The organism is Winogradskyella algicola (assembly GCF_005869935.1).
GTDB classification, from domain to species: domain Bacteria; phylum Bacteroidota; class Bacteroidia; order Flavobacteriales; family Flavobacteriaceae; genus Winogradskyella; species Winogradskyella algicola.
In genome coordinates this window covers 580414-598856 of the sequence record NZ_SZQF01000001.1, presented here as the reverse complement: position 1 = coordinate 598856, position 18443 = coordinate 580414, and the positions used below count along the sequence as shown (strand labels likewise).

Genomic DNA, 18443 nt, shown 5'->3' with positions numbered 1-18443 from the left:
TTAAGAACAATTTAACAAACACTCAAAGTCTAAACCTGTAAAAAACAAAGTATTTATTTAACAAGAATGCACCTACCTTTCTTTTTACTGAAGTTTTATTTAATACCATCATCAACTATGCGCATCAAAAAGCACCTTGCCTTCCTAGCTCTCATCCTAATCGTTTTTTCCTGTAAAAAGAAGCCTGTTGAAACTGATAACATTTTCAAATTTCGTGATTATGTCAGCTACACTACTTCTGGTCGTGTCTCTGTAGCTGACCCAATAAAAATTAATTTAGCTGAAGAAGTTAGCGGTTGGGAAGCAGAGCAAAGCATTGATGCCAAAATCGTAAAAACACATCCTTATGTTGAAGGTTCTTTAAAAGCATTAAACAAGCACACCCTTGTATTTACGCCAGACGAAAACCTAGAGCCAGACACCGAATACACGGTAACGGTAAATTTAGCTGACATCTATAAAAATATCCCAAAAGATTTTGAGTATTATACCTTTCAGTTTAAAACCATAAGACCAAGTTTCAACCTTATTACCAACAATGTGCAATCGTACAGTAAAGAATGGCAATATGTTTTAGGAACGCTACAATCGGCAGATGTTATTGCTCTAGAGGACGCTAAAAAATTGGTAGAAGCTTCTCAAAATAACAAAGACCTCAATATTGTATGGTTAGAAAGCAATGATACTTCTCGTTATTTCGAATTTAAAATCGATAGTATTAAGCGCGAGATTGAAGATAACAAAGTCCTTGTCTCTTGGGATGGCAAAGCTATTAACGCAGATAATAAAGGGGAAAACTACCTCAACATTCCTGGCAAAAACAACTTTACCATTATAGAAACTAATGTAATTCAAAATCCTGAGCAGCACCTAACCATCAACTTTTCAGACCCACTACAAAAGCAACAAAATTTTGCCGGTTTGGTAACACTTCAAAATGTAAAAAACCCAAAATACATCGTCGATGGTAATGTGCTAAAAGTGTATCCAGACACTAAGTTGGTTGGCAACATTAAAGTTGATGTATTCACAGGAATTAAAAATACCGATGGTTTCAAACTTAAAAATCAGTATACCCAAACCTTAACTTTTGAAGAATTAAAACCTCAGGTACGTTTAATAAGCAGTGGTTCTATTTTACCAAATTCAAAAGACTTAAAATTCAATTTTGAAGCCGTTAATTTGAGTAAAGTCGATGTAAGAATCATCAAACTTTTTGAAGATAATGTACTTCAGTTTTTACAAGACAATAACCTCAATAGCGACAATAGTTACGCGATTAGAAATGTTGGCCGTCGCATTGCCAAAGAAACCATAACACTTATTCAAAATCCATCTCAAAACACAGGAAAATGGAAAGCCTACAGCATCGATTTATCTAAATATTTACAAGCAGATGCTGGTGCTATTTATCGTGTGGAAATCGACTTCAAAAAAGACTACTCTTTATACGATTGTTCGTCAAATGTTGAAACTTCAGATGTTGATGAAGACGATTACTATGATGATTATTACGACGACTATTATGAGGATGATGTTTATGCTTCCGAAGACATTTCCGAAGAAGAGCAAGACTTAAGAGAAGAGCGTTATTGGGACAATCTTACTTATAGCTATAAGAACAGAAATTACAATTATCGCGAAAGAAATAATCCGTGTACAGCATCGTATTTCAACTACGGCAACAAAGGCATTGCTGCCAACCTTATTGGCTCTAACCTTGGTGTTATTGCAAAGCAAGGCAACGATAACAATTACTTTTTTGCAGTGACCAATATTTTAGATACTAATCCAGAATCTGGAACAAAAATCACATTATACAACTATCAACAGCAAGCTTTGGCAGAAGGTATTACCAATCAAGATGGTATTGTAGAAATTGACGCCAAAAAACGTGCAGCTTTTGCGGTTGCTGAAAAAGGCAACAACATAAGCTATGTAAAATTGTTTGATGGCAACGCACTCTCTCTAAGTAAATTCGATGTCTCTGGAAGCAGATTGCAACGTGGTCTTAAAGGCTACATTTATGGCGAACGTGGTGTTTGGCGACCTGGTGACAGTCTGTTTTTAACCTTTGTGCTTAATGACAAAGCGAACAAATTACCAAAACGCCATCCTGTAAAATTAGAAATCACAGATCCAGTCGGCAAATTGGTCTATCGTAAAGTTTCGACCGACAATCTCAACAACTTCTATGATTTTAAAGTGCCTACTTCATCAGATTATAAAACCGGAAATTACAATGCTAAAGTCTCGGTTGGTGGTGCCAATTTTACCAAAAGTTTAAAAATTGAAACGGTAAAACCAAACCGTTTAAAAATTAAAATCGATTTTGAAGACAAGGTGCTCAGCAACAACAAACCGCTTCAAGGCGATTTGAATGTGGCTTGGCTTCACGGTGCACCTGCAAAAAATTTAAAAGCTGAAATTAAGGCGAAATTCACCACAAAATACACCAGTTTTGATGGTTATAAAAACTATGAATTCAACGACCCAACACGTAATTTCAGTACGGAAGAAACCAATGTTTTTGAAGGTAATCTTGATACTGAAGGCAATGCAAAAGTAAATTCAACATTAAACATTGGGAAAAATGCACCTGGAATGTTAAACGCACAATTCCTGGTTCGTGCTTTTGAAAATGGTGGCGATTTTTCACTCGATGCATTCACGGTTCCGTATGCACCTTACGAGAGTTTTGTTGGTTTGCGTTCGCCTGAAGGCAATCGTTACGATTCTTTCTTTACAGACGAAAATCACACCTTTGATATTGCTACAGTTGATGCCAACGGAAAACCTGTTCAGCGCAAAAAATTAGAAGTGAAAATCTATAAAATTGAATGGCGTTGGTGGTGGAATTCCTCTTATGATAACCTATCAAGCTACGTGTCTAGCAATTACCACAGACCAATGCAACAATATGAAATTGATACAGATGCTTCAGGTAAAGCGAGCTTCAAAATCAATATTCCTGAAAAAGACCGTGGACGCTACCTCATCAGAATTGTGGACCCAGTAAGTGGTCACGCTACTGGTCGTACAGCATATTTCTATAAAAATTGGTGGTCTAATTCGCCATCTGGCGACAAGGATGCGGCTAAAATGTTAGTCTTTTCAACCGACAAGGACAACTATACTATTGGCGAAACGGCAAAACTTACCTTTCCATCTGGTAGTGAAGGTAGAGCGTTAATCAGCATAGAAAATGGCACGGAAGTTTTAAAACACCAATGGGTAAAAACGCAACCTGGCGAGACTACAGTTGATATTCCTGTAACGCCAGAAATGGCACCAAACGTATTTATCAATATTTCGTTGCTGCAGCCTCACGCTATAACTTCTAACGATTTACCGATTCGTTTGTATGGTGTTATTCCTATGATGGTAGAAAATCCTGCTACCAAATTAGAGCCGCAAATTAAGATGCCAGAAGTTATTAGACCTGAGCAATCGTACGAGATAAAAGTATCTGAAAAGAATAACAAACCAATGACTTACACTATTGCAGTTGTTGAAGAAGGTTTACTCGATTTAACCCGTTTTAAAACACCAAATGCTTGGGATAGTTTCTACGCTCGTGAAGCCTTAGGTGTAAAAACTTGGGATATTTTTGACGATGTTATTGGTGCGTATTCTGGTAGTATAGACCAAGTGTTTGCCATTGGTGGTGATGGTTCTGCAGCCAAAAGCAAAAACAAAAAAGCCAATCGCTTTAAACCTGTGGTAACTTATCTAGGACCATTCTTGTTGAAAGAAGGGCAAACCAAAACACATCAGCTTAAAATGCCAAACTATATTGGTGCTGTGCGCACAATGGTTGTGGCAGGAAACAATAACAAAGAAGCCTACGGAAGTGCTGAAAAATCTGTTCAGGTTAAAAAGCCTTTGATGGTTTTGGCTACTTTACCGCGTAAGTTAAGTCCTGGCGAAAAAGTAACGCTTCCGGTTACCGTTTTTGCAATGGAAAACAAAGTGAAAAACGTCAACCTATCCTTAAAATTAAGTGATGGTATTACGGTAAAAGGTCAGCAAACACAATCGCTTCAATTTGATAGACCAGATGAAAAAATGGTGTATTTTGAATTGGATGTTTCCAAAGCAAAAGGTATCAATACGATTGAAGTCATCGCTACAGGAAATGGCGAAAAGTCCAACTACAAAGTAGAGATTGATGTTGAAAATCCTAACCCAATCACCTCTCGTGTTATTGATAAGGAATTGGCTGCCAATGGTAATCAAACGATAGAATTTTCAACCTTTGGCGAACCTAGCACCAACTATGCAACGGTAGAATTTTCAACCTTGCCGCCAATGGATTTCTCTAAACGTATGGAATATCTCATTCGTTATCCTTATGGTTGTGTTGAACAAACCACGTCTAGTGTATTTCCGCAGTTGTACTTAACAGATATTTTTGACTTAACGGACAAAAAGAAAAAAGAAGTACAGCAAAATATTGAAAATGGTATTCGTCGTTTAGGCACCTTCCAAAATCCTGATGGCGGATTAGGGTATTGGCGCGGCGAGCGAACCGCAAGTGATTGGGGAACGAGTTACGCAGGCCATTTTATGATTGAAGCCGAAAAGAAAGGGTTTGTTTTACCTCTGATTTTCAAGAGCAACTGGATTGCGTACCAACGCCAAGCAGCTCGCAACTGGCGACCAAGTTACAGACATTACCATAGTGACTTAACACAAGCCTACAGATTGTACACGTTAGCATTGGCAGGAAGTCCAGATTTAGCAAGTATGAACCGATTACGTGAGTTTGAAGACATTTCGAATGATGCTAAATGGCGATTGGCTGCAGCTTATGCTTTGGCAGGACAAAAAGAAGCGAGTCAAGCGATAGCAAAAACGGCAAATATTGATTTTCAACCTATCAATTCTGATAATTACACATACGGTTCGTTACACAGAAACAGAGCAATGGCTTTGGAAGCTATGCTGCTTACCAACGATTCTAAAAAAGTAGAATTGGCAAAAAGCATTGCAAAATCGTTATCCAGTGACCAATGGATGAGCACGCAAACCACAGCCTACAGTTTATTGGCAATGGGTAAACTTATTGTTGAAAATGGCGGAAAAGATTTAAAACTAAGCTATTCCATAAACGGAAAATCGGAAACTATTGATACTAAAAATGGTATTGCTCAACGTAACATTCCTGTGAATGATGGCGCAAATCAAATTACAGTCAATAATAGCAGAGACAATATGGTCTATGTAAGAATTTTAAACTCTGGAAAACTGAAATTAGGGGAAGAACTTCCCGTTCAGCGTGGTTTTTCAATTTCAACAGTCTATAAAGATTTACAAGGCAACATAATTGATGTTCGCAAATTACAGCAAGGTCAAGATTTTGTGGCAACGGTAAGCATTTCTAACCTCACGAGTGATTATGTAAATGATGTAGCGCTGACTCAGATTTTCCCATCTGGTTGGGATATCGTCAACACACGTTTTACAGATTTTGGTGACACAACGGTAAGCCAAGCCAGATATACAGATATTAGAGACGACCGCGTCAACTTCTTCTTTGATATGGACAGAAGCGGCACACGTGGCACAAAGACCTTTACAGTAATGCTCAATGCCTCGTATTTAGGCACCTACTATTTACCAGGTGCGCAAGCCGAAGCAATGTATGATAATGACGATTATTTAGTGCGCAACAAAGGGCAATGGGTTACTGTTGAAAAGTAAAATTCCTGCGAAAGCAGGAATCTCATAAAAGTAACGTCAGTTCGAGTGATTCTGACTAAAAGTCAGAATTGTATCGAGAACAAATAGAAGTAAAAAAGGTTTCTTTTTCTCGATACTAATTTCAACCTATAAATAGCTTGAAATTCACTCGAAATGACGAAACTTGAAAAGACTGAACTAATTTAAAATAGATTCTGAATCAACACTTCGACAAGGCTTCGACAAGCTCAGCCTGACAGCTCAGTGTGACAGTTCAGAATGACAAAAACAAAGCTAAACTACTTGTCGTCCGGAAGACAAGCATCCAAAGAGAACAAACCGCTAAAATGTTCAATTTAAAACTTAGAAAAAATGAAAAATTTAAAAATGATTTTAGCGATTGGATTTGTATTCAACATCCTAGTAGTAACAGCACAACAAAACGCTTATGTATCGGCAGAAAGCGGATTGTCTATGAGAGATCAGCCTGATGTTAGCGGTAAAATGCTAACAAAATTAGCCTATGGCGAAGCCATTGGTGTGTTAGAAAAAACCAATAAACAATTGGTTGTACTCGATGCTGGCGAAAAAGTAAGTGGCGAATGGGTTAAGGTGGAAACCAGAAACCATATTGGTTATGTGTTTGATGGCTATTTATCATCAGAAAAAATTGCCAAAACCATTCGTCTGAAATTAAAAGATTTAAACGTTGAAATTAAAAATTTAGCAACGAGTGATTACAAGCGTTCGCACGATTTAAACAATAGCGAAACAGCAACCATCAATGTTGACGCAGACGCAACGCCAGAAGGTAAAAATATCGTTTTAGTAGATAGCGACTATAAGCACGTAAGCTTGTTTCAACGTTATGAAAATAGTTTCTCATTTATGAGTGCTGATGCTAAATGCAACACTAACGAGTGGACACAATTTGACACCGAATGGAAGCCATTAAAGCAACTCAATTCTAACACTTATGAGACTTTGACATACACTGAAAAGGATTGGATTACTTTTATTGAAACAGCAACAAAAGATTTAAAAGATGATGTGGTAGATAAGTGCGGCGAAGATTGGTTGAATTATGTAAAGACCATTGATAATGTTAAAGACTTTCCTGTGAGTGTATCGACAAATCGTGTATTTATCAAAATGATTTTAACCGATTTTGAAGATAATGTAACAGAAAAAATCATTGAATTTGAGATGCCAAAAGGCTCTTGACTAAATTACACCCCTAAAGTCCCCTCAAGGGGACAATAGTTATAACTAAACTTTTGAGGGCTGTCCCCTTGAGGGGACTTTAGGGGTGTTTTATTAAAACAAAATATGAAGGATAAACAAAATTACTACGCAGTCATATTCACATCAACCCAAACCGATGACACTGAAGGCTACTCAGAAATGGCTGAAAAAATGGAAGCCTTAGCCAGACAACAAAAAGGTTTTATTGGAATTGATAGTGCTCGCAACACTTCGACTGCACTTCGACAAGCTCAGTGTGACACGCTCAGTGCAGGTACTGGAATAACGGTCAGTTATTGGAAAAATTTAGAAGCCATAAAAAGCTGGAAAGCCAATACTGAACATTTACTCGCACAACAAAAAGGACGTGAGCAATGGTATAATTGGTACAATGTAAAAATTTGTAAAGTTGAACGTGAGTACCAATTCCTGCGAAAGCAGGAATCTCGAGAATAAAATAACAAACTGTCATTACGAGGAATGAGGCACGAATAATAGCCTGTACTGAGCTCAGTCGATGTATGGTAATCTCAAACACAAGAAACAGATTGCTTCACTGGGTTCGCAATGACGATTCAATTAGCGCCTTACAGCAAAGTGTCCTTTAACTTCTTGTCCATCCAAAACAATTCTATACCAATAATCAGATGCCGGAAGAGGACTACCATTATATGTTCCATCCCAAAACACATTGGAGTTTATGGCACTGTACAATTGTTTTCCGTATCGATCAAAAATATAGACTTCTGAAGACGTAAAAAACGGTGCTACATTAAAAATAAAGAAGTCGTTATCACCATCTCCATTTGGCGTTATAAACTTCTGAATGTAAAAATGTAAGTGATCTTGAAATATCACAAAATCACAATCAGAAGACTTTACATAAATAGTATACAAACCACTTAATAGATTATTGAATGTATTGCTACTTTGATAGTTTACACCATCTAGAGAATATTGATAATCACCATTGTTCAATACATTTACAATTATCGATCTACCATCAGTGGTTATACTTTCTATTTCAGGAATTTCTATTTCTGTTACTGTAAAAGTTATAATGTCAGTTAAGCATCCATCCGTTACTTCAACACTATAACTACCTGCCATATCTACTGTTATAGAACTAGTCATCTCACCAGAATCCCATAGATATTGTGGATTAACAATGTCTGAAGTGGCATAGAGTGTAACTTCTCCTCCCTCACAAAACGATACAAACTCTTCTCTAGACTCTATTGGCTGTGTACCTTCTATTTCCCAATCGCAAATATCATCATTAAATACAACCGATTGCCAACAAAGCAAATCTTGAGGTGGCTCAGGCTGTGTTCCTGAAACTTCCCATGAACAAGTATCATTATTAAAATTTGGTGTTTCCCAGCACTCAATATCTGTTGGCGCTTCAGGTTGTGTTCCTGTAATATCCCATTCACAAGTATCATTATTAAATGTAGTTGTTTCCCAACATTCTAGTTCTGGCATTTCCGGTTGTGATCCTGTTACTTCCCAAGTACAGCTTGTATTGTTGAAAGTCGCTGTTTCCCAACATTCTAAATCTGTAGGTGGATTTGGCTGTGTGCCAGTTACTATCCAATCACAAAGTGTATCATCAAAAGTTATAGTTTGCCAACATTCAATATTTGGAGGTTGAGGAACTTCATTAACAATTATTGTATAAATATCCGAAAAAGTAATACAATCAGCATCATTTAAATTTGCAGCAAACTCAGCAACCTTTGCCCTGAAGTACGCTGTGGTTGTAATATCGTTTATAATAAATGTTTCATTAGTTTCACCAGTAATATCAGACCAATTAGCACCATCTGTACTGATCTGCCATTGATAAAAATGCTCGCTAAAAACCACATTATCTGGAGTTGCCGTTATCGTATCAGAAAAAGGTATTTGACTTGCACATAATTCTGTTGAATTAGCATTTACAGAATCCTCTACTATAATAGAATCGCCACAACTCTTAAAGACTATATCGTCGAGCGCTAAATCATTACCACAACCACCAGATCCATTATTAAGCATTTTAAGTATCACCGAAGTCTGACCTGGATTAGATTGAAAAACGAGTGCATATTGATTCCATTCTGGTGTTATAGTACTTGTAATATCACCTGTGTCACCAGAAGCTAAAAGATTGGTATCTGAACTATCCCATATTTCAAATCTAACATTAATAGGAATAGTATTTGGACTACAAAAACCATTTGAAGGAGATAGGTTAATCATCCAAGACGAAAACTCATAAGTTGTATTCTCACACAAACCGGAAATAGTTGCTCTGTAAAACTCACCAGAGGTGAAATCTGAATTAATAATCAACATTCTCCCATTAGTATCATTTGGAGTATGATCATCTACATCAAACCAATCAAAATAATTTGAATTACTTGACACTGTGTATAAACCATCATCTGGTGGCTGTCCATTTGCATAAGTGTAAGTTGTTGTACCAGCTGGTAATGAAGTATCTTGGATACCTACACCAAAATCCTCAACAAAAATTGGATCACCAGAATTTCCTTGGCAAAACCCTAATTGGGCAACTGCTTTCCCTGTTGTTAGAGAAAAACATAAAAAAAATAGGACTTTAAGATCTAATAGGGATTTTTGCACGTTTAAATATATAGATAAGTTTATGTCTTAATTTTAAATTTTCGATAAAAAGACCAAAAAAACACTTTTGTATAGTTCATGTATAGGTTAATTAGATATTTTAAGCGAAATAGGATAAAATCCATTGTGATTTTGATTCTTTTTGCAATCTATTATTTCAGTTTACCTAAAATATTGTTCAAAGACCCAACAGCTACTGTAATTACAAGCAACAACAATGAATTATTAGGTGCTAAAATTGCAGACGATGGTCAATGGCGATTTCCTGAAACCGACAGTGTACCTGAGAAATTTAAAACCTGTCTTCTACTTTTTGAAGACGAATATTTCTATAAGCATCCTGGTTTTAATCCTATTTCAATATTTAAAGCTTTAAAACAAAACATAAGTTCTGGCTCTGTAAAACGTGGCGGAAGTACACTCACACAGCAAGTGATTCGCTTATCTCGAAAAGGACAATCTAGAACCTATCTCGAAAAACTAAAAGAGCTTATTCTAGCAACACGATTAGAGTTCAGACATTCTAAAGACGATATTTTAAAACTGTATGCAAGTCACGCGCCTTTTGGAGGCAACGTGGTTGGTATTGATGCCGCAGCTTGGCGCTATTTCAATAGAGAGGCCTCTAATTTATCTTGGGCAGAAAGTGCAACCCTTGCGGTTTTACCCAATGCACCAAGTCTAATTTATCCAGGAAAAAACCAACAACGACTACTAGACAAACGCAATCGCTTATTAAAAAAGTTGTTAGACAATGGCACTATAGATGAGCTCACTTACAAGCTTTCCATCGCTGAAACTTTACCACAAAAACCGTATCCTTTACCTCAAATTGCACCGCATTTATTACAAAAAGTAGCTAAACATAATAAAGGTAAGCGACTAAAAACAACGGTTGATATTGCTTTACAAACACAAGCTAATCATATTGTAAAGCAACACTACAACAGCTTAAAACAAAATGAGATTTATAACATTTCTGTATTGGTTTTAGACGTTAAAACCAGAAAAGTCTTGACTTATATTGGTAATTCGCCAACAGATAATGCACATCAAAAAAGTGTGGATATTATTGACAAACCCAGAAGTACAGGTAGTATTTTAAAACCGTTTTTATATGCTGCTATGCTAGATGCTGGCGATTTATTACCACATACTTTGGTCGCTGATGTTCCCACACAATTTGGCAGTTACCAACCCGAAAATTACGACAAGTCTTACGATGGCGCAGTACACGCTAACGAAGCCTTATCACGCTCATTGAATGTGCCTGCTGTACGAATGCTTCAGGATTTTGGGTTAGACCGTTTTTATCATTATTTGAAGCAATTAAAGTTGAAGGATTTAAGATATAATGCCAATCATTATGGCTTGTCTTTGGCGCTTGGTGGTGCCGAAAGTAACCTCTGGGATTTGTGCAAAAGCTATGCAGCAATGACTTCAACCTTAAATCATTTTAATGACAATTCCAGCGAATATTTTACCAACGAATTTGTAGAACCTATTTATAGCTTTGAATCTGAAGTCGACTTCGGAAAACTGGTTTCTGAAAAGTCTGTTTTTGATGCTGCGTCCATCTATTTCACGTTTGAAAGTATGAAACAAGTCAACAGACCTGAAAGTGATGAAAGCTGGGAATTTTATGACTCATCTCAAAACATTGCTTGGAAAACAGGTACCAGTTTTGGGTTTAGAGATGCTTGGGCCATTGGTACTACGAAAAATCATGTAGTTGGTGTTTGGGTCGGCAATGCTGATGGCGAAGGTCGTCCTGGTTTGGTTGGTGTACAAACTGCTGCACCAATTTTGTTTGATGTTTTTGATATTCTACCAAAAAGTGAATGGTTTGCTAGACCTTACGACGAAATGATTGAAGTGAGCATTTGTAAGAAAAGTGGCTACCAAGCTTCAACTGTTTGTGATGATGTTGAGCTTAGATTTATTCAAAATTCTGGACAAAAAACAGCACCTTGTCCGTTTCACAAACTTGTTCATTTGGATACTTCTGAGCAATTTCAAGTGAATTCTTCTTGTGAAACTATTTCAAACTTAAAAACAACATCTTGGTTTGTTTTACCACCACTTCAGGAATATTATTTCAAAACTAAAAATCCGTTTTATAAACCGTTGCCGCCTTTTAGAAATGATTGTGTTGAAACTTCAGCAATTCACATGGAATTTATTTATCCAAATCAACAAAATACCATTTTTCTACCCAAAGATTTTGATGGTAACACCAACGATTTAATTCTAAAAGTAGCACACTCTAAACCAGAGTTGACGCTATATTGGTATATTGACAACCAATATATCGGAACAACAAAAGACATACACGACATGGCCATTTTACCTCAGCAAGGCGACCATACAATTACTGTAGTTGATGATTTGGGCAATGAAATAAAGCATAGGATAACTGTGGCTAATTAAAATATATTATTTATGCCTATTGTGTATTTAATAAAATTCGTCACTTCGAGTGAGTTTTTCGATTGAAATGAGAAAAATCTGTATCGAGAAGCAGAATTTTTGCAATAAAAAGTTCTCGATACAATTTTTCGTGCCTCAAAATTACTCGAACTGACGTCAAATCATATTTTAAGTACTCAAAATGCTTAACAGTTATTATTTATATAGTCAAATCCTTATTTTTGCATCAAAACACGTAAAATGGAAACACTACAATTTGTACATTCTGGTTGGGCATACATTGTTTTGCTAGTCTTAGTCATTGCAACGTTTAATGCTTTAATAAAGTTTTTTAGTGGAAAAGAATATAGTCCTGTAGACTTTAGATTTTCGTTATTTGCATTAATTACAATGCACATTCAGCTATTAATTGGAATTATTTTGTTTTTCTCTAAAGATTATTTTTCGACAATAAAAGAAGTTGGCGGCATGGGAGAAGTGATGAAAAATTCAGCTTTAAGAAATTTAATTGTAGAGCATCCTTTAACAATGATTATTGCAGTAGCATTAGTAACTATTGGCTACTCAAAACATAAAAAGAAATTAGTTTCTAAGCCCAAGTTTAAGCTTCTAGCTATTTTTTACACTCTAGCTTTAGTGTTAGTACTAGCTAAGATTCCTTGGAATTTATGGTTTAATTAATAAAAAAGGCGCAAATTTTAATTTGCGCCTTTTTATTTTTATCTAATGGATTAACCTTTATCGGTTACTCCTTCAGAATCTTCTTTAACTTCCTTTATAAGGTATACATATACTGGGAAGTGGTCGCTAAATCCATTTGTAAAGCCTCCATTTGCAAAACTTCTTAAAGGATAACCTTTGTAACGTCCTCTTTTATTAAACATGTAAGAAGGATTATAAATACCTGCTTTCCAAAATCTAAATGAAGAATAATCATCTTCTAATAATGGCTTTGTCATCATAATTTGATCGAATAAGCTCAAGGCATCTCTATAAGCAGTAGTTCCCCATCCTTTATCAGTAAACATTCTCTCATATGGGTTATAGATACCTTTAAGCGGTACTTTCTTTTTATCCTTCTTTGCTTTTAGTACTTTTTTTACACTTTCGTTAGTTGGGTCATCATTTAAATCTCCCATTGTAAATATCTTGGCATATGGATCTATAGATTGTAAGGAGTCTATAATACGCTTGTTTAGTTTTGCTGCGGCAACACGTTTTGGTCTACTTCTAGCCTCACCTCCACGTCTAGATGGCCAGTGATTAACAATAATATGTATTAAATCACCATCTAACTTTCCGCTAACCAATAATTGATCTCTTGTTCTTATCCTATCTCTACTAACATCATCATAAATTACAAGTTCATGAGTACTAGTGTCAATAGGTCTAAATAATTCTTTTTGGTATAATAAAGCAACATCAATACCTCTGCCGTCTGGACTTTCGTAGTGGATAATTCCATAATCTTTAGCCAATAATAATGGGTCGTTAACTACATCCTCTAGCACATCTCTGTTTTCAATTTCGCAAACACCAATAATAGCAGGAGAATTATTTGCTTTGTCTGCACCAATATTGGCAATTACTCTTGCCATATTTTTTACCTTTTTTGTGTACACCTCAGCGCGATTTCCTTTCATTTCCATTATTGGGCTTGCCTCATCGTTTTTTAATGGATCGTTGATAGTGTCAAATAGATTTTCTAAATTGTAGAACGCTACTGTATGTATTTTGAAGCGCTTTTCTTCTTGTGCTTGAACATTAAAAACACTGATTATTACAAGCAGAGTTAGAAGAGATTTTAAAATTTTCATCTGATAGTTTTTTATTTTTAAGTTTAGGTCAGATGGAACACCTTAGTTTGATGATTGTATCCAAACAATATTATTTCTTAGGTGTTTCATAGTTGATATATTATCTAATTGTTATATCCTAAGCAAATTGCTTGCCAAAAGTATGTAATTATTATAAATAACGTACATTTGCACGCCTTAAATAACTATTATTTAATCTAACATTACAATCAATTTAAAATTAGGTATGAAAAAAAGTTTTTTATTATTTCTGTTCTCAATCGCTTTCTCTTTAGCAAGTTTTGCACAGCAAACAGTTGTTAAAGGAAGTGTTTTAGACGGAACAACAGGAGAACCAATTCCTGATGTAACTATTACTATTGAAGAAACTGAACAGACCTTGAAAACCGATGCTAAAGGAGAGTTTAGTTTTACTCAGAACGTTCCTTTAGGAGAGCAAGTTCTGAAAATTGAAAAAGTAGGATATGTTACCAAACGTTACCCAATCATTGTTAATCAAGGGCAAACCGTAGATATTAGCGGTATGACCCTAGACTTTGACACAAGTGACAAAAAAGACCTCTTTATTATTTCCATCTCAGATGATAATTTAAATAGTGAAGATGACGGTTTAACCGACAACATCTCTGGTCTTTTACAAGCCTCTAGAGACGTGTTTTTAAGTGCTGCAGCATTTGACTTTAGCGCTACATTCTTTAGACCAAGAGGTTTAGACAATGCTAATGGTAAAGTACTCATTAATGGTATTGAGATGAACAAGCAGTTTAACGGAAGACCTCAATGGGCAAATTGGGGAGGTTTAAATGATGTTCAGCGAAACCAAGAATTCTCAATGGGAATGTCTGCTAACGATTATAACTTTGGTGATTTAGCAGGTACTAACAACATTGTAATGCGTGCCTCTAAATACAGAAGAGGAGGACGCATCTCTTATGCTTCTGCAAACAGAAGTTACCAAGGAAGAGTTATGGCAAGCTATAGTTCTGGTTTGCTAGAAGGCGGCTGGTCTTACTCTGTTTTAGGGTCTAGACGTTTTGGTGAAGAAGGTTACATTGACGGAACATTATACGACGCTAACTCTTTATTTGTTGCAGTAGAAAAGCAATTGAACGAAAATCATAGTTTAAACTTTACAGGTATCTACGCTCAAAACAGACGTGGACGTTCTACGGCAATTACACAAGAAGTATATGATTTAAAAGGAAGACGATATAATCCATTTTGGGGAAACTTAAATGGTGAGCAGCGTAATTCTAGAATGCGTGAAACCAATGAGCCTATTTTAATGCTCAATCATTATTGGAAAATATCTGATAAAGTAAGATTAAACAATAATGTTGCTTATCAATTTGGTGAAATTGCCAATTCTAGAATAGATAATGGTGGTACGCGTTTAGTTACCATAGACGGTGAAGACGCTTACTTAGGTGGAGCAAGAAACCCAACACCAGAGTATTATCAAAATTTACCTAGTTTCTTCTTACAAGATGCTAACCCAACAGCTTACGACTACCAACAAGCATACTTAGCACAACAAGACTTTATAAATGATGGTCAATTAGACTGGAATAGTATGTATGGAGCTAATGCTTTATTAAGAAATCAAGGTGGAAATTCTTTATATGCTGTCCAATCTGATGTTGTAAAAGATCAGCAATTAACATTTAACTCTATATTAGATGCAGACTTAGCTGACAATATTAGATTAAATGCTGCTGTAAGCTATAGAAATCTTAAAAGTGAAAATTTTGCAAGATTGGAAGATTTACTTGGTGGCACAGGCTACTTAGATGTAGACTTCTTTGCAGAAGAAGATGACAACTCTACAATTAGTGATGAAGTTGCAGCAAATTTAGCTCAGAGTGATGTAAGAAACCCTAATCGTATTGTTGGTGAAGGTGACCGTTACAAGTACAACTATGAAATGAATGCTAACGTTATAAGTGGTTTTGCACAAGCGCAATTTAAATATAACAAAGTAGACTTCTATGTTGGTGCTAACTTATCGCAAACAACGTACCAAAGAACAGGTTTATATGAGAATGGCTTCTTCCAAGGAGGTGGTAATGATGGTTCTTTTGGCGACAGTGATAAATTAGATTTCTCTAATTACGGAATTAAAGGTGGTTTTACTTATAAAGTAACCGGTAAACACCTAGTAGATGTAAATGCAAGCTACTTTACAAAGGCACCTTCAATCAGAAACTCTTTTAGTAATGCAAGACAATCTAATGCAACTGTAATAGGGTTAGAGAGTGAAAAAATTCAATCTGTAGACGTAAGTTATATTTTTAGATCTCCTATTGTGAAGGCTAGATTAACAGGTTTTTACTCTGGGTTTAAAGATGGTTCTGATATAGGTTTTTATTTTACAGAAGACTTAGCTGGTTTAGGTGTTGATTCAGGAGATGCTTTTGTACAAGAAATATTAACTAATATCGAAAGAAGACATGTTGGTTTAGAGTTTGGTATTGAAGCACAAGTAACACCGACAATTAAATTAAAAGGTGCTGCATCTATTGGTCAATACACATTTCAAAACAATCCCAATTTGTACTTAACCAGTGTAGATTTCTTAAATAGAAGCGATATAGATCCTCAGGTTACTTTTGGAGATGGTACAACTAATTTAGATGGTTACCACGTAGCTGGAGGACCAGAACGTGCTTTCCAAATAGGTTTTGAATATAGAGATCCTAGCTATTGGAATATTGGAGTTACTAGTAACTTCTTCTCTAATGCTTATTTAGATGTAAGTAACTTAGCAAGGTCTGCAAACTTCTCTTCAGATTTTGATGGTAACACATTTAATGACTACGATGAAGCAATTGCAAAGGATCTTTTAAGACAAGAACAGTTTGATGACTACATGTTAGTTAATATTATTGGTGGTAAATCTTGGAAAATCAATGATTATTTCGTTGGTTTCTTTGCAACCATTAATAATGTATTTAATGAAGAATATAAAACAGGAGGTTTTGAGCAATCACGTTTAGCTAACTTCCGTCGTATGCAAGAAGACCAGTCTAGAGACAATGGTCCGATATTTGGCCCTAGGTATTTCTTTGGAAATGGTACTACTTACTACCTTAATGTATATGTAAGATTTTAAAAAGCTATGTTAGAACAAAATAAAATTATAAAAATGAAAACTTTAAAAATTAACAAAATTATACTACTTCTTATAGGTTTAGTAGTATTTAACGCTTGTGTACAAGATGACGAGTTTAGTACACCAGATACCACAGTTACTGAGCCAGAATTAAATGGTAATGTTATAGAATTAACCGCTGTTGCTGGTGATATTGGTCAGCTTCATGGTGGTGAGGTAGATTTTGAAAATGATGAAGACTTCGTAATGTATGATGGTGAAGGACCTATCACCTATGTACAAGGTTATGTAATATCTTCTGATGAAGGAGGTAACTTCTTCGAAGAAATCATTATACAAGATAAACCTGAAAATCCAACTATTGGATTTAAAGTCTTATTAGATGTTAATCCTTTATTTATACGTTACGAAGTAGGTCGTAAAGTTTACATAAGATTAAACGGATTATATGCAGGTATTTCTAATGGTGTTTTAGCGCTTGGCGAGCTAGACGGTGAACGTATTGGAAAAATCCCAGCTTCTAGTGAAAATGAAGTAGTTCAAAGATCTGCCGAAGTTGCTACAATTGTACCGTTTCCTTTAAGTATAGAAGAATTTACTGAAGAGAATAATGACAAGACAAATTTAATGATAAGATTAGAAGATGTACAATTTAAGAGAAGTGAGGCTGTAGGAGATGATGCGTTGACTTACGCTGGTGAGCCTTCGGATGAGTTTGATGGTGAGCGCACTTTAGAGAGTTGTGCAGGATCTGCTTCTGCAGTATTCAGCACAAGTACTTTTGCTGATTTTAAGGGACTTAAATTACCTTCAGGAAGAGGAAGTATGACGGCTATTTTATCTAAGGATTTCTTTGGAGAAATATTCAATGTTGTTATAAATTCGCCTGAAGACATCAATTTTGAAGATGTAGAACGTTGTGACCCATTCAACATAGACGATTTTAACATCGTTTACGAAGAAGACTTTACTGATGGCCTTGCAGGTTGGGACGTTATAAATACAGTTGGAACAGAAGCCTGGGAAGCTGATGATTTTGGAGGAGACTTTTATGCACGTGCTTCTGCATTCCAAGGTTCTGGTAATCCAGCTGCTACTATGGTGAGTTGGTTGATATCACCTTCTTTTGATTTTGATGCTCAAGCAGACGAACAATTAGTTTTAGAAATAGCAGATGCCTTTAGTGATGCTGGCGAAGAACCATTATCAGTGTATTACTCTACTGATTATACGGCTGGCTCTGATCCTTCTACTGCTACATGGACTGAAATAGGAGCAGATCAAATTGCGGCTTTACCAATTAATACAGGGTTCTTTGATAACGAATATGATCAAACAGATTTAATTGACCTCTCTACTGTTACTGGTAATGGGTTTATTGCCTTTGTTTACGATAGTGAAAACGGATCAATTTCCTCTACTAGAGATTTAGGAAATGTAAAAATTATAACACCTATGTAGTAGAACACAATACTATCAATTTTTACAGAGGCTGTCTTTTTAGATGGCCTCTTTTTTTCATA

9 protein-coding genes are annotated in these 18443 nt (G+C 35.8%); 7 read left to right on the top strand and 2 right to left on the bottom strand.

The features are described from left to right. Positions 1-117: 117 nt before the first annotated feature. The 3 genes from FC091_RS02525 to FC091_RS02515 all read left to right on the top strand — a co-directional run bounded on the left by FC091_RS02525 (position 118) and on the right by FC091_RS02515 (position 7386). Positions 118-5706, top strand: a complete 5589-nt coding sequence (locus FC091_RS02525; protein WP_138432703.1) for an alpha-2-macroglobulin family protein — start codon at positions 118-120, stop codon at positions 5704-5706. A 351-nt stretch (positions 5707-6057) separates the two neighbouring features. Next, positions 6058-6909: an SH3 domain-containing protein gene (locus FC091_RS02520; protein ID WP_138432702.1), complete on the top strand. Its 852-nt coding sequence runs from the start codon at positions 6058-6060 to the stop codon at positions 6907-6909. Between the two features lie 105 nt (positions 6910-7014). Further along, on the top strand, positions 7015-7386 hold the full coding sequence (locus tag FC091_RS02515; protein WP_138432701.1) for an antibiotic biosynthesis monooxygenase family protein: 372 nt from the start codon (positions 7015-7017) through the stop codon (positions 7384-7386). Positions 7387-7509: 123 nt separating this feature from the next. On the opposite strand, the gene FC091_RS02510 is transcribed toward FC091_RS02515, so the two are convergent. Then, positions 7510-9561 carry a T9SS type B sorting domain-containing protein gene (locus tag FC091_RS02510; RefSeq protein ID WP_138432700.1) on the bottom strand — a complete coding sequence of 684 codons (2052 nt, stop codon included), beginning with the start codon at positions 9559-9561 and terminating at the stop codon, positions 7510-7512. A 78-nt stretch (positions 9562-9639) separates the two neighbouring features. On the opposite strand from FC091_RS02510, the gene pbpC reads away from it, so the two are divergent. After that, a complete protein-coding gene (gene pbpC / locus FC091_RS02505) occupies positions 9640-11991 on the top strand; it encodes a penicillin-binding protein 1C (RefSeq protein WP_138432699.1) in 2352 nt (783 codons plus the stop codon). A gap of 240 nt (positions 11992-12231) precedes the next feature. Further along, positions 12232-12672, top strand: a complete 441-nt coding sequence (locus FC091_RS02500) for a hypothetical protein (RefSeq protein WP_138432698.1) — start codon at positions 12232-12234, stop codon at positions 12670-12672. 50 nt (positions 12673-12722) lie between these two features. Here FC091_RS02500 and FC091_RS02495 read toward each other — a convergent pair whose 3' ends face one another. After that, positions 12723-13808, bottom strand: coding sequence for an endonuclease/exonuclease/phosphatase family protein (locus tag FC091_RS02495; RefSeq protein WP_138432697.1), 1086 nt, complete (start codon positions 13806-13808; stop codon positions 12723-12725). 226 nt (positions 13809-14034) lie between these two features. On the opposite strand from FC091_RS02495, the gene FC091_RS02490 reads away from it, so the two are divergent. Continuing rightward, entirely contained in the window at positions 14035-16920 is a 2886-nt protein-coding gene (locus FC091_RS02490; RefSeq protein ID WP_138432696.1) for a TonB-dependent receptor, read from the top strand. 33 nt (positions 16921-16953) lie between these two features. Continuing rightward, positions 16954-18381: a DUF5689 domain-containing protein gene (locus tag FC091_RS02485; protein WP_138432695.1), complete on the top strand. Its 1428-nt coding sequence runs from the start codon at positions 16954-16956 to the stop codon at positions 18379-18381. The last annotated feature ends 62 nt before the right edge of the window (positions 18382-18443 follow it).